The organism is Paenibacillus sp. An7 (assembly GCF_009870785.1).
In the GTDB taxonomy this organism is placed as follows: domain Bacteria; phylum Bacillota; class Bacilli; order Paenibacillales; family Paenibacillaceae; genus Paenibacillus.
On the sequence record NZ_WTWX01000015.1, the window covers coordinates 25973 to 40048 of the forward strand.

A 14076-nucleotide genomic window follows, 5' to 3' on the forward strand; every position below is an offset into this window, starting at 1 on the left:
TGGAATCTCCTCTCGTATCTATAAAAGCCGTCGGCTTAATAGACATCACGCTGGTATCGTTTTTGCTGTTGAAGCTCTATCAAATAATCGGTTGCTTGTTCCATCGTCATGCCGCCTTCTTGTACAAGGATAGCAGCAAGTGTGGAATGAACGTCGTGTGCCATCTTTTTCTCATCCCCGCACACATAGATGTATGCACCTTCTTGCAACCACTCATAAATTCCCCGGCTTCTTTCCTGCATCCGGTGCTGAACGTATACTTTCTGATCCGTGTCACGAGAGAAGGCAACATCCATATTGGTAAGGATTCCGTCTGCAAGCCAGCGCTGCCATTCCACTTGATATAGAAAGTCGGTTGCAAAATGCTGATCTCCGTAAAAGAGCCAGTTCTTGCCCTCGCTGCCGATTTCTTCTCTTTCACCGAGGAATGCTCTAAACGGAGCAACACCCGTACCTGGTCCAATCATAATAATCGGCGCGTCAGGGTTATCAGGAAGCTTAAAGCCGTCATTTTGCTGGATAAAAACAGGTAATGTCTCTCCTGGCTGAATACGTTCTGCCAGCTGTGTGGAGCATACTCCGTACCGATTACGTCCTTTGTGTTCATAGCGAACCGTACGCACCGTCAAATGCACTTCATCTGGATAAGCACTTGGACTGCTTGCTATTGAGTACAGTCTAGCTGGGACTTTACGAAGCACAGATACCAAGTCTTTAGCAGATACGCCTTCGAGCTTATAATCCTGTATAAGATCAAGTAAATCGTGTTCCGAAATATAACTGCGGAGCTGTTGTTCATTTCCTGGTTCAAGCAGTTTTCTAAGTTCAGCATTGGCTGTAATCTTCACAATCTGCTCAAGCAGCGGTTTGGTAAGAACCGTAATTTCATAATGAGATCGAAGAGCTTCTCTTAATGAAACTTCGCCTTTATTTTTGGATAAAGGTACAAGTTCTTCTGCGTTCCATCCCGAAGCTGAGATAATATCTTCCACGAGCTGCGGGTGATTCTGCGGATAGATACCGAGACTGTCGCCTGCCTGATAAGTAAGCCCCGAACCTTCCAGTGATAATTCCAAATGCCTTGTTTCCCGGTCTGAACCCCGTCCGTTCAGATTCAGATTCTCAAGCACTTCCGCATGGAATGGATTGGAACGGCTATACTCAGATTCTGCGGACACAGATGCTGCTGCGCCTACACTGCTAACACTTACTAGATTAGCAGCCGACTTCTGACCAAGGGATTCTAGCACCTGACTCATCCAATCCGCAGCAGGCTCATCAAAATCAACGTCACAATCGATACGCGGTGTCAGACGAATAGCACCAAGTTCTTCAAGGCGTGTATCAAAGTCTTTACCTGTTTGGCAGAAGAACTCATAAGATGTATCCCCGAGCGCAAGAACGGAATATTTCAGCTGTTCAAGCTTCGGTGCACGTTTACTATTCAAAAATTCATGGAATGCAATCGCACTATCCGGCGGTTCTCCTTCTCCATGAGTACTGACTACAATGAGGAGGTTTTGAAGCTTTTTAAGTTGGTTTGTCTTAAAATCACTCATCGAGCTCAGATTCACTTGGAATCCTTGCTCTTCCAGTTTTTTCGTCATCTTTTTAGCCAGGCCGCTGCTATTACCTGTTTGAGAACCAAATAATACGGTAATGTCTTTACTAACTACAGCTGTAGGAGCTGCAGGAGCTGAAGTCTCATTGACTGGAGAAACTGAATTGCTTGGTGCATCACTAGAAACAACTTGAGTTCCCGCAGATTGTTTGGCAGTAAAATATCCACTTAGCCAAATGAGTTGTGTTTGTGATAAAGTAGGTAATAAACGATTAAGTAGTTCCGTCTGTTCCTGAGTAAATGGGCTGTTATTCGCCTGAAGTTCCAATAAGATCCACCTCGGATGATTGAATTTAATTCTCAGTAAGTTCATCAGAATTATTTATCTATACTGAAACTACCACAGCTGTTAATAGCTGGTCAATTAGAATCATCTTATAGTACTTATTAGTTAAGCTGATAAACCTTATAAAGGACCCTTTTCCGTCTCCAAAATAAAAAAACTCCCACAAAATCAGGTCCATGACCCGAGTGGAAGTTCTCTTTATATCTCATAGATAGTTCTCAAAGATAGTTCTCTTAGATAGAAACGTTAGTTTTCTTTATTTCCATACATTAGTTCCGTACTTTTGTTATATAATTCTAGAATATTTCCGAACGGGTCTTCGCAATACTGCAGGTAATAAGGTTTACCTTTCCTCGTATTCCACATCTCGCTTGTCTTTTTACCACCTGCCGCTTCAATCCGGTTAGCCACCGCTTCAATATCGTCTACCAGCAAACAAAGATGAAAGAATCCATCATATTCTCCCTTTGGCACCTGTGTTCTTCTCGGCTCTTCGAATTCAAACAACTCAAGTCCCACCTGATTCCCGCAAGTTAAATGAACATTCCTCATTTTCCGTACTTCCTGTCCTTGCAGATCGTTCGTCATGTTATGCTCATTCTCGCTTTTTTGGTCGAAAGAGTAGGGACCTGCTATTTTTTCAAAACCGAGCACTTCTTCATACCAACGTATCGCTTGATCTAAATCCGGAACGGATAATCCGATATGTGTAATGGCGATCATCTGTACATCCCTCCTTCCTCTTGTTACCCTATTTATAAGAATCATTAATCATAAACATACGATCTTAATAGATTTCCTCCGTGAAAATCATCACTGCATAGTTCTGCGAGAACATGGTTAGTAATATAGGAAGTGTGTAATAAGAGAATTAAGAGAATTAAGAAAATATGAAAAAAGGGAGAGGATTTATCATGTCAGATCAGCTGATGAAAGCGGTAGGGTTGTATAATTATTTACCTATTAAAGATCCAGAAAGTCTCGTGGACATAACCATAGCAAAAAGAGCTCCGTCCGGCCGAGATTTGCTAGTAAAGGTAAAGGCGATCTCTGTAAATCCCGTAGATACAAAGGTCCGAGCACCGAAGGATAAAAAAGAAGAACACCCAAAAATACTTGGTTATGATGTCGCTGGGATTGTGGAAGAAATAGGTGAATCCTGCACCTTATTTAAACCAGGAGATGAAGTATTCTATGCAGGAACAATCACTCGCCAGGGGGGAAATAGTGAATTCCATCTTGTGGATGAGCGAATTGTCGGCCATAAGCCTGCTTCATTATCCTTTGCAGAAGCTGCAGCCCTGCCTTTAACAGGTATAACGGCTTGGGAAGGAATGTTTGATAGAATCGGTATTTCGGAAAATGCGGCTGATAATCGGAATAAAACAATTCTCATTATTAGCGGAGCCGGCGGTGTTGGGTCGATCGCAACGCAGCTTGGTAAATATGCGGGTCTTACCGTCATTGCAACGGCTTCTCGCCCAGAATCTATCAACTGGGTTAAGAAACAAGGCGCAGATCATGTGGTAAATCATAGAGAAGATTTAGTCTCTCAAGTTAGAGATCTAGGTTATACCTACGTGGACTACATCTTCTGTCTGAACAGTACGGGAGAGCATTATGAAGCGATGTGTGAACTGATTGCACCCCAAGGGACAATAGGAACCATCGTTGAAGCGGATCATCCTCTCGATCTCTCTTTGCTGAAAAGCAAAAGCGCAGGATTTGTCTGGGAGTATATGTTTACTCGGGCCATGTATGAGACTGAAGATATGGTTAGACAGCATGAAATCCTCAACAAACTAAGTGCTCTGGCGGATCAGAAGAAGATCCATACGACATTAACGAAGACGCTCGAACCCATTCATGCAGCGAATCTCAGAAAAGCTCATTCCATCGTCGAACAAGGGAATATGATTGGAAAATTGATACTTGAACATTTCTAACAAAATAGAGAAAAGGGACAGCGCGCTCGCCGTCCCTTTTTACATCCAAATATAAGAAGAATTTTATAGGAATAATGGCTAGTTATCTTTCTGTTTATTCTTTTCCATTTTATTTTTACTATTCTCCAGTTACTCCTTCGTAGATTTCAGGAACTGTACTGCTATTTTCGCGAGTTGTTCTCTAGTCGCTATTTCTTTTGGCTGAAATTGTCCCCCGCTCCCTTCGATGATCCCAAGCGCTTTAGCTGCTTTCGCAGCAGAGGTTGCATAAGCACTTACTTCGGAAATATCACGGAATTCAGCTTCTTCATACCCTGGAATACCGGATAATTTTTGACCTGTTTTGTATTCATATGCATTCATCAGCGCAGTTATCATTTCTTCCCGGGTGATATTTTGTTCTGGGCGGAACGTATGACTAGGATCTCCATTTACGATTCCAGCTGAAGACAGGGCATTTATATAGCCGCTGTAAAACTTCTGAGGTTCAACATCTACAAATTTACGTTTTTCAGCTGTCTCCTCTGATAGACCTAACATCCGTCCAAGAATGACTGCAAGCTGCCCCCTTGTCACCTTCATTTTAGGAGCAAATGTACTGTCAGTTATTCCATTTACGATCTGTCTTGCACGAAGATACTCAATATCTCCTTTAGCGTAACTTTGATTTATATCACTGAATGTAAGGGTTGATTCAAGCAAGTAGTAGGTTCCCGTTCGTTTTGTTTTTAATAGGTTGACCTGTTCCTCATTAACATCACTTACGTATTTATGCTTCTGATCACTAGATTTGATATACCATCCGGTCTTATTCAAGTTTGACACTTGTTCTGGCTGGTATAATCCTTCCAGCAATACGGGTTTTACAAAATGATAGATTTCACTTGTGGCACCGCCATTTCCATTCTGGATCAGCTTCATTGAGAGAGTCAGTCCATCGCCCACTGCTTTCATAGAAGCATCATGCGTAGTTGAGAAATCTGAAGCTTTAGATAAAGTGATCACAAAAGAACCATTAGGAATAAAATAATTCGCCTCGATCGCTCCTGCTGGGATTGTCACACTTCCTGAATTTGAAATAACCTGAACACCTGATGATAATTGATGGACTTGTTCTACAAAAGAAGTCGGCAGCTCTACGGCTATCTTTTCTCCTTGCACTGATTTGGTATCGAGTACCACCTTAAGCTCTTGCTGTAATATAAGCAGAAGATCTTTATGCTGTGTTTTATTTAGTAATGAAATCTGATCCCAAGCGCGTTGAAGACGTTTATAAGCTAAACTCAATGCGGTGGAGTCAGGTGCAACGATTGTAGATCCAATCTGGTCTAAGGTGATACTGAATTTATCTACGGTGAGCAGCGGTGTTACAATACTCATTATTTCTTTTGCAGCTGTCTTTGGCTCTGCAGGAATGCTTGTAAGCAAAGCAGTTAACTCTTGCTCCCACTTCTCTGCTTGACCTGATTCGGAAGGAGCTACAGGAATTGCAGGTGTTGGTTTTGACGGTACAGACGGTTCTGATGGGATAGATGGTTCTGAAGGTCCTGGTACCGCAGGGTTTTCAGCAGATGAATTCATTTTGATAACGACCGCGGTAAGCGGCTCTAATGTAATGGAATCTTTCTCCAAAACATAACCTGAAGGGTTCTGGACCTGCGATATCCCTGCTTCGTCTTGATCCACGATCACCGTTCCTTTTGTTAAATCAACTGGAAGCGTTAATGTTCTTTCCGAACGGTCAGCGTTTACGAAGACATAGTAGTCACCCGTTTGGTCTGTTGATTGGTTTTTGTAGGCAATGATTAAATCGTTCTCTCTTATCTCTGGGGCAGCAATTAAGCTGATGTTACGGTCAACCAATTCTTTTTCTCCCAGACGAAACGCATTGGTTGATTTACGAAGCTGAATAAGTCCCTCTGTATACGCTCTTGTTGTGTTATTTACGGGATATCGATTGCGATTCATTGCCTTGGACCAATCAAATTTATTAATGGCATCTGAAGAATCATAGGAATCATGAATGAAATAACCAAAGACGTTACCTTCCTCGTCTTCTAAAGCATGGTACTTTTGCTCTGGAACTCCCTCTCCGAACCACTGTTTTGTTCGTCCATATTCTTGACCGGCATGAAGAAACGCGGTCCCTTGTGATGTAAGAATCATGAGATTACCGAGCCGGATACGCTGATGAATTTCCACATCATTTTCTGGAATGGCAGGATCCTTCTTAATCGACTGTGCAATGACATCATATAAAGGAAGATTGTCGTGAGCTTCAATATACTGAACCATATCGCCTGGGGCATCTGCTGGTGTGTTGCTTGGCTGTCCTTTAATATTGTTCAGGATGAGGTCTATATTACGAGCCCCGCCTGTAAGAAACCGCGGTTCTCCTTCCGATCCAAATCCGGATTTGAGTTCATTGCGGATCTCATCAGAGAAGACACCCACATCATCTGTCTGATTCATCCAGTCTTGATCTGCACCCTGTCCGGCAAGCGATGGGTCTGCTAATGCACCGCTAAAGGTTCTCCATCCTTCTCCGATAAACAAAGCATTTGGATTAAGCGCTGCAGCTGCATCGTACGCTTTTTGAATAGAGCTATATGTGGCATCACCCATCATATCAAAGCGCATGCCATCAATTTTATATTCATCAAACCAGTATTTTACGGAATCGATCATTAATTTCTCAGCCATTGCATGATTCGTAGCAAGGTTGTTACCAAATCCCCCAACAAAACTCCCTGTCTCGTCCTGCCAAGCATAATAATTAGGTACAATATCATTTAGCAGGTCTGCTTTTGCCATATGGGTATATACAACATCAAGAACAACCCCCATACCGGCTTCATGGATTGCATCAATCATTTCTTTTGTTTCACGAATCCGCAGCTCCGGATCAGCTGGATCTTCGGAATAGGCACCATCGGGAGAAAAGTAATGATGCGGATCATAACCCCAGTTGTACTCATTACCAGAAGCCGAATACGTTAGTTCCCGTTCGCCCATCTTCGTCTCATCGCCATAATACCAAGCCATAATCGGAAGAAGCTGTACGTGAGTTACGCCTAGCGATTTAATGTAACTAAGTTTTTGTTTCACTGCCGCGTACGATCCCCACCGTGTATCACCTAACTCACTTTCGATAGAAGGGTCGGATGTAAAATCTCTCACATGCAGTTCGTAGATGATTGCATCTTCCCTCTTCTTATATCCATCTATCGCTGCATAATCGTATCCTTGGGGGTCCGTACCCTCTAAACTGACTATGGCTGCTTTGCCAACGGTATCTCCATCAGGTCCTGCATTACCGTTCGTATCGACTTGAAATACAGCCATTGATTTCGCATAAGGATCTAATACTTTTCGGCTTACACCATTATTCACTACATCGTACTGATAAAAGTAACCTCTCAGGTCCACTAAATTCATCTCGGACGGCTGAACCTCTGCTTCCCATATGCCTTTTTCAACCAGTACAAGCGGCTTGCTTCCAACCTGAATCGTTGAATCATCCTTGTCATAGACATTCAGGGTTACGCTTGAAGCGGTAGGAGACCAAATTTTAAACGTCACTTTTTCTGGAGTATAGCTGGCTCCAAGATCGTCACCATCATAGGAATATGCCGCATCAATCATTTTATAGTCGGTTATAGACGTGACTGTGACCCCTGCATAAGTAATGGTTATGGGCAATTTTTTCATTGTCACTTCTACTGCGAGACTAACCATTCTGTCACTCGCGATTTCTGCCTTGTTCACTTGAACCCCTTCACCATCACGGTCTTTTGCGATGATTTCGCTAAAGAGTTGTTCATCTGTCAGACCTTTTGTATCTGAAAAGCGAAGCTGGATCTCATTTTCAGAAATCACTTTTGCCGATAACAATTCCGTAGTAAACTCCGGTTCACTCGGATATACTTTGTCAGATCCTTTCTTCACCCATACTTCATTCACAGACAAGTTGTCTAAATTGACCATTTTGTCTCCCCCATCTTTTTGACCAGTCTCCCGGTTTACGATTAAGAATCCTACTTTTTGAGCATCTTCTTTTAGCTGTATATCGACGTAGGCTCCGTATGTATCCTGCTGTTCATTGGAAAAAGGGATTGCATCTGTTGCCCAGGTTTGAGACGGAGCAACCACATCCTCCCACGTCCATACGCCGAGTCCTTCGCCGTCTCCTTCGTAGTGGATGCGTAAATGCTGCTTAGGAATCCCATTGTCCGAGATAGAGGCAAAAGCAGTGAGTGCATGCCAGCCTGATCCTGTAATCATAAGCATACAAACTAACAATAAAGTGAAAGTTCGCCTGACAGTATACTTCATAAAAAGTCCTCCTTCGTTGTATTAATTCTGTTGTTAAAAAGCATATTTCTTTTGTGGAAACGTTTGCACAAAATGATAAACATTGCCCTTATGCAAGAGTTTAAGAATGATCTAACGTTCCTAAAAGAAGGCGATCACCTCATTTCTTTCTGCTTTTACTATGACAGTATCGGTTATTCTGCTATGTATCTATATTTCAGCTTCACTCCAAAATGAAACCGTTTGCACCATTATATTACCGTTTGTTTTCGCATCCAGTCAACCCATAATTTTGCAAATATTATATTGAATGCAAAAAAACCTCTGCTTAGAAGCAGCAGAGAGTTTTCCTGTTTTCCTTTAATCGATTATTTTATCGTTCTCATCATCATATTTGTATTTGAAGTGATATTCATTTGACTTCGGAAGTTCGATCCATTCCACAGCTTTCTGATGCACTTTGAATTCTCGCTCGAATACTTGATCCTCATTCACAGTGAGTTCCAGCTTCGATATGGTGTTATCTTGATTCGAAATATACATCATGGATGCGGCATGAACTTCGTCTTGATCTTCAAATTCTTGAATAAGAAAAGAAGACAAAGCTTCCCCCTTCCGATCTTGAAACTTAGAAAGAAGATAATTCCCCTTCTCATCTTTTCTGAATTCAGCATAAGCAGGATCATCATCGTTTAGAAAAGCAACCACCCTTTTATCATAAATATCTTTAACTTCTAAGATTTCTATTTCTGTGTTTTGATATACTTGCTCAGATTGAAGAATCTTCTCAATAGACTCTTGATCGTTCCCATATAACCCTGCCGGCCTACTCATAAAATAAACAAGAACAATCACAAGAATGATAACTGCACCTACTAAATAAACCCCATTTTTCTTTTTCAAAATCATTGGTGATTCCCTCCCTTGTACATCAACCATCCTATTAAGGCTATATACCTTATTATTCAATTTGTTATATATTGAACCAGGATTTTGAAAATGATGGGCGGAGTGGGTATTTTATTCATTTTTAATATCTCTGCTATACTAGAAGACACGAGACTTAAGAGAAGGAGAGTTTGTATTTATGCAGCCTTTTACAGCAAGAGTAATAGAAATTATACAATCGATTCCAGAGGGAAAAGTGATGACCTATGGACAAGTAGCCGCTTTGGCAGGTAGTCCCCGGGCAGCAAGGCAAGTGGTTCGAATCCTGCATTCAATGAGCGAAAAATATAATCTTCCATGGCACCGAGTAGTAAATAAGCAAGGGGAAATTTCGATGAGTGATGAATGGCACCGTTCATTACAGCAAAGTCTACTTGAGAGCGAAGGTATTGAGCTCCATCTTTCGGAGCGAATTGACCTTACGAGGTATCAAGCTTGAAAGCTTGAGTGCTTGAGTCCTTTTTTATAGTGAATAAAATAAGGATAGATTAGGCATCTTGAAAACAAGTAAATGATAAAGGAAGTCTGATATGTACAGTAAACGAAAGACGCTGAAATTAACACCAGAATCGGTTTATATCGGTGCTATATTATCACTCGTAGCAGGTTATCTTGATGCTTATACATACATTGGCAGAGATGGTGTCTTCTCGACCGCCCAGACCGGAAATATGGTTCTTCTCGGTATTGAAGCTGCCAAGGGGAACGTGCATGCAGCTCTTGTACGCATTCCACCTATAGCAGCCTTTATCACTGGAGTATTCGTCGCGCAAATGCTCAATCATCCTTGGATCATACGGAAATTATTAGACACTTCGAGAGCCGTTCTTTTACTAGAGATTCTCGTGCTTTTCGGTGTCGGGTTTCTTCCTGCGTCTGTTCCTAACATGATTGTAACCATTCTGATTGTATTTGTTGGCTCGCTGCAAATCTCGACCTTTCGTTCTTTAGAGGGGTGGACCTATAATACGACCGTGACAACAGGGAATTTATATACAGCTTCTAGAGCCCTCTATATTTCTTTGTTTCGTAAAGATCAATCTGCATCTGTTCAGTTTAAAAAGTTTGCGACCATCATCAGTTCATTTCTAGGCGGGGCTTTTATCGGAACATTTGCCACGCATCGTCTAGAAGATCAAGCCGTATGGGGTGCCAGCGGTCTTCTAATTATTGTCTTTATTATGATGTGTGTATCTCCTGCTCAGCGCTGCGCCTCACAAGAATAAATATGAATCCGGAGAACGCTCCTATTTGGTTTTGTTTTTACGTCCTATATACAGCAAGTGGGAAGATAGGCCAAGGATCGAAGGGTCCGCTGCCGTTTGAATCATCATCGATATAAACTTCTGATAAGCTTCTTCCCCCTGCTCTTTCCAGTATTCTTGTGCATTTGCATCCAGCAATCCACCAATACTGGTTGAACCAATCAGTTCAATCGTACTGAATCCGTTACTTTCCATAAAAGGCTGAATTTCTTCCACACCATAGTAGTAAGCACCCGTAAATCTGCCTGGTTCATCATGTGTAAAGCTGCTGCTGGATAAAAACGCTTCGATCCCTTCCATCGTATGATTCGGCTTCCAATGCCCGGGATTCTGAAGTGAATTGAACAGCATCCTCGTACGGGATTGGAATGCGACAAATACGATCCCCTCTTCTTTTGTCACTCGATATAGTTCCTGGACTGCTGCCAACCTTTCATCTTCTTTTTGAAGATGATACATAGGTCCAAGCATCAGACTTGCATCAAATGAGTTATCTGCTAGCTCATGTAAATCTGTCGCATTCTGAACGTGAAAACCAGTAAAGGAAGACTCCAATTGCTGGGTTTTTGCTTGCTCTCTCGCAAATGCTACAAGGGCAGGCGTCAAATCAGATACACTAATCCGGTATCCTTCCTGTGCGAGATTCATTGCATATTTACCAGGACCTGCTCCGTTATCCAGCAGATGTCCCTCCTGCGGTAAATACTTATTGATAAAATGCATGTTCACGATAAACTCCAGTGGTTCGCGGTCAAGCCTTCCCCATTCATCAAAGCGCGAATAGTAATCAATAATATGACTCATAGTAACTGCCTCCCTTATCAAAAATAAAAAGCCCGCCGCCTCAAAAGAGGCGACAGGCTAACGTCTGACGCGGTACCACTCTTCTTCGTGATGGAATATAGACAATCCTACATCTTATATCTCACCACATCTTAATGACCAGTTAACGCTGGTTAGACGGAGTATCAATCATCCATTAGGACCTTAAGATTCACTCTTGCTCCGGGGTGAGCAGTTCTTCGGCCATCATCCTGCCTCTCAGCGTACCAGCAGTTCTCTGTAGATGTGCTTCCGAATAACGAGACCCATCATCACAAATATATGTATATTTTTTACAGTATAATATCAAATGACGATAAATGCTATAGACAATATGTAAGCCCCATAAAATGATTTCATACACATTGAACGTCTAGATTGATCCTTTTAAAAAAGTACATACCAATCTCTAAACACAAAAGCAACCGCGATGAGTATCCCAGGTTCTATGTATCCACGCGACTTACGTACCCGTGCATGTCGTTCCCACCTACTTGAGAAGATGTCCATTTCACTCCTACCTTGACACTTTTTCATTCTCCGCTTAAAGAACCGTCTGAAATCTATATATAGAGAAGAAAAAAGCCAGATCGCCCCCGCCAAGTATAAGGCTAGAGCTATATAATCATTCCACATGACTTCTCTCAGATCTCCGCTTATGATACGTTGCAATGTTACTGTAAACCCAGTCCCTACGTTCTCAATTTGTTCATTTGGAGCAAGCAAAGGAGTAAACTCCTTCTGTATTTCATTTAAATTGACTTGCGAAGCATTTCCCAGCAATCCATCAAAGAAACCCATGTCTCATCCCTCTTTCTAAATCATTTGTTTCCATATTATATAGGATGTTTATCAAAAAGATCAGTTAAATTCAGGAAAAAGAACACAGCCTCACAAACAAGTGACTGTGTTCTTTCGCTTACTTATATGAAAAAGGAGTTTCATTAGTCAAGTACAATCGACTTATTCATCTCAGTCCAAGCCGCAGGACCAATAATGCCTAGTCTCCACAGTGCTATTCCTTTGAGATCGTACCGTTTGGCAAGACCAATCTTACTGTTAATGCTCGCTGCATCTTCACTGCCTCTAGAAATACCAAGGAGCAGTTTATCTTTACTTGTCTCTTTCAGTGCAAGGCGAATCGCTTCGTCTACCTTAGCAAGAGGTTCGGGTCCTTTTTCATTTTCAAAAGCATATGCCATGATGATAAGCTCATCAGCTAGACTTCCTAATGCTTTGTAGTCGTAGCCTTTGTAGGAACTGTTAATTGGGTGAAGAGCAAGCGTTAAGGTAAGTCCTTCTGCGTGAGCCCGTGCAGCAATCACTTTGACAAAAGCATTGTAATCACTTTTCACCTTGGCAGCATCACCCGTGAGTCCCAGCCCTTCAAAATCAAGAGTAATTCCTTTAAATCCTTTTTCTACCGCTGTAGTCACGATTCCCTCAATGGTCTTAGCTTGAAGCTGTTTGTCTTCCAGATTCTTCGTCAGCTCAAGCTGCCCATCTAAGGCGTATACCATGAAAGAAGAAGTTGTCCCCGCGCTTTGTGCTTCTTGTATAATACTCTCTCCTGTGATGTCTCCTAGTGAAGAAGGCCATTTATATTCATCACCTGTGGTTGTGAAGTTTCCATCCCGGTCGATTCGTCCCCAACCGAAAGTGGCAGCATCCAGACTTGGCAGATAATTGATTTCATCATAAGAACGAAGAGCGTAGAACCCCAGTGTATACATTTCTTCTCTTGGAGAAGTGATCGACACGGTCTTTGCGGCTTGATTCCAGCCGACGGCTGCTCCAAACTGCTGACTGAAAAAGCTAAGCGGGATCATGGTTGTATTACTGATCGTCCTTGGTGCAAGAGTAAGAGGTACATTCTGTCCATTTACTTTCGCTGTTTTATTTCCCATTGTAAGTTCTACGACTTTACTTCCTTCGTCAGTCTGTTTCGTTGCTGTAATCTTTCTGAGTTTCTGATTCCACTGTACTTCAATGCCAAGTGCTTCAGAAATAGCACGAAAAGGAACCATTGTTGTTCCGCTAATAACGACAGGTGCTACTGGGAACGGAAGTGAGTAACCGTCCAGCACGATTTTTACTTGGTTCGTTGCTGCATAAGTGGAAGGAATACCGGTACTTCCGACAGTACCTCCTAGTAGTATGGCACAGCTTAAAACTAATTTTCCCCATGGTCTCATATGTTTTCCCCATTCTCTTGTAGTGGTGGTAATTAACTATAAATCTAGTAACTACCCCTACTATTCTACTATAAATCTACATTAAAATGGGTTTTTTAGCTTATCTTGGTTTATAAAATACAGAAAAACCGTCCATGACGGTTTTTTGTAGTAATAGGGATGTGACACATCAAAATTATAGATACAGAGAATCAACGTACTGCTTGTCTGCATTTTCAAGAGGTGTATATCCCTCTTTGATCACTGTTCTGACCGTAGTTTCTTTTAGCACCCAGATTAAATATTTGTTCAGCAGTGCCCATACCGCAAAACCTACCAGAAAGGCTGGGAAAAATGACGTGGACACCAGGATGGAGAAGAACATAATGATGATCTGAGCCACAATAAAATACAATATAATAAGCGCAGGCAGAATCATACGCGTAGGTTTTACTTTTCGGTATACGTTAAATAGGCGAAAAGAGCCAACCCAGTTGAAAGAACCTGTTGCTTTGATCGGTACTTCAAGTTCCTTATTTTCTTTTACAAAAGTGAGTATGTTTTTTTTGTTTTTCTCTCGTTTCAAAGTGCTAATCCACCTCTAGTTACTTAATAATCGAACGCTACCTTAAAGAGTAACATATTTAGGCTTGATTATCGAATCCCCCTTATTAAAAAGAAGTAAGTTATTATTTCCCTT

The 14076-nt window shown here is 41.8% G+C and carries 11 protein-coding genes; 3 read left to right on the forward strand and 8 right to left on the reverse strand.

Annotated elements, in window-relative coordinates; genetic code table 11:
• Positions 1-35: 35 nt before the first annotated feature.
• Positions 36-1889, reverse strand: coding sequence for an assimilatory sulfite reductase (NADPH) flavoprotein subunit (locus GQY27_RS15700; RefSeq protein WP_160036098.1), 1854 nt, complete (start codon positions 1887-1889; stop codon positions 36-38).
• A 264-nt stretch (positions 1890-2153) separates the two neighbouring features.
• Positions 2154-2630, reverse strand: a complete 477-nt coding sequence (locus GQY27_RS15705) for a VOC family protein (RefSeq protein WP_160036100.1) — start codon at positions 2628-2630, stop codon at positions 2154-2156.
• A gap of 191 nt (positions 2631-2821) precedes the next feature.
• Between GQY27_RS15705 and GQY27_RS15710 the strand changes: the two genes are divergently transcribed.
• On the forward strand, positions 2822-3853 hold the full coding sequence (locus GQY27_RS15710; RefSeq protein ID WP_160036102.1) for a zinc-binding alcohol dehydrogenase family protein: 1032 nt from the start codon (positions 2822-2824) through the stop codon (positions 3851-3853).
• A 129-nt stretch (positions 3854-3982) separates the two neighbouring features.
• Here GQY27_RS15710 and GQY27_RS15715 read toward each other — a convergent pair whose 3' ends face one another.
• Entirely contained in the window at positions 3983-8188 is a 4206-nt protein-coding gene (locus GQY27_RS15715; RefSeq protein ID WP_160036104.1) for an S-layer homology domain-containing protein, read from the reverse strand.
• Positions 8189-8527: 339 nt separating this feature from the next.
• Positions 8528-9076, reverse strand: a complete 549-nt coding sequence (locus GQY27_RS15720) for a hypothetical protein (RefSeq protein ID WP_160036106.1) — start codon at positions 9074-9076, stop codon at positions 8528-8530.
• Positions 9077-9254: 178 nt separating this feature from the next.
• On the opposite strand from GQY27_RS15720, the gene GQY27_RS15725 reads away from it, so the two are divergent.
• Positions 9255-9554, forward strand: a complete 300-nt coding sequence (locus GQY27_RS15725) for an MGMT family protein (protein WP_160036108.1) — start codon at positions 9255-9257, stop codon at positions 9552-9554.
• A gap of 91 nt (positions 9555-9645) precedes the next feature.
• Complete coding sequence (locus GQY27_RS15730) at positions 9646-10341, forward strand: YoaK family protein (protein ID WP_160036110.1); 696 nt, start codon at positions 9646-9648, stop codon at positions 10339-10341.
• A 21-nt stretch (positions 10342-10362) separates the two neighbouring features.
• Here GQY27_RS15730 and GQY27_RS15735 read toward each other — a convergent pair whose 3' ends face one another.
• The 4 genes from GQY27_RS15735 to GQY27_RS15750 form a co-directional block, all read right to left on the reverse strand.
• On the reverse strand, positions 10363-11184 hold the full coding sequence (locus tag GQY27_RS15735; RefSeq protein WP_160036112.1) for a class I SAM-dependent methyltransferase: 822 nt from the start codon (positions 11182-11184) through the stop codon (positions 10363-10365).
• A gap of 405 nt (positions 11185-11589) precedes the next feature.
• Entirely contained in the window at positions 11590-12003 is a 414-nt protein-coding gene (locus tag GQY27_RS15740; protein ID WP_160036114.1) for a PH domain-containing protein, read from the reverse strand.
• Between the two features lie 143 nt (positions 12004-12146).
• Entirely contained in the window at positions 12147-13397 is a 1251-nt protein-coding gene (locus tag GQY27_RS15745) for a stalk domain-containing protein (protein WP_160036116.1), read from the reverse strand.
• 175 nt (positions 13398-13572) lie between these two features.
• A complete protein-coding gene (locus GQY27_RS15750; protein WP_160036118.1) occupies positions 13573-13962 on the reverse strand; it encodes a hypothetical protein in 390 nt (129 codons plus the stop codon).
• Positions 13963-14076: the final 114 nt, after the last annotated feature.

What these genes read in the sequence shown, in the direction of transcription:
- GQY27_RS15705 (WP_160036100.1), bottom strand. Translation starts at nt 2,630, where the DNA reads ATGATCGCCATTACACATATCGGATTATCCGTTCCGGATTTAGATCAA.
- GQY27_RS15710 (WP_160036102.1), top strand. Translation starts at nt 2,822, where the DNA reads ATGTCAGATCAGCTGATGAAAGCGGTAGGGTTGTATAATTATTTACCT.
- GQY27_RS15715 (WP_160036104.1), bottom strand. Translation starts at nt 8,188, where the DNA reads ATGAAGTATACTGTCAGGCGAACTTTCACTTTATTGTTAGTTTGTATG.
- GQY27_RS15720 (WP_160036106.1), bottom strand. Translation starts at nt 9,076, where the DNA reads ATGATTTTGAAAAAGAAAAATGGGGTTTATTTAGTAGGTGCAGTTATC.
- GQY27_RS15725 (WP_160036108.1), top strand. Translation starts at nt 9,255, where the DNA reads ATGCAGCCTTTTACAGCAAGAGTAATAGAAATTATACAATCGATTCCA.
- GQY27_RS15730 (WP_160036110.1), top strand. Translation starts at nt 9,646, where the DNA reads ATGTACAGTAAACGAAAGACGCTGAAATTAACACCAGAATCGGTTTAT.
- GQY27_RS15735 (WP_160036112.1), bottom strand. Translation starts at nt 11,184, where the DNA reads ATGAGTCATATTATTGATTACTATTCGCGCTTTGATGAATGGGGAAGG.
- GQY27_RS15740 (WP_160036114.1), bottom strand. Translation starts at nt 12,003, where the DNA reads ATGGGTTTCTTTGATGGATTGCTGGGAAATGCTTCGCAAGTCAATTTA.
- GQY27_RS15745 (WP_160036116.1), bottom strand. Translation starts at nt 13,397, where the DNA reads ATGAGACCATGGGGAAAATTAGTTTTAAGCTGTGCCATACTACTAGGA.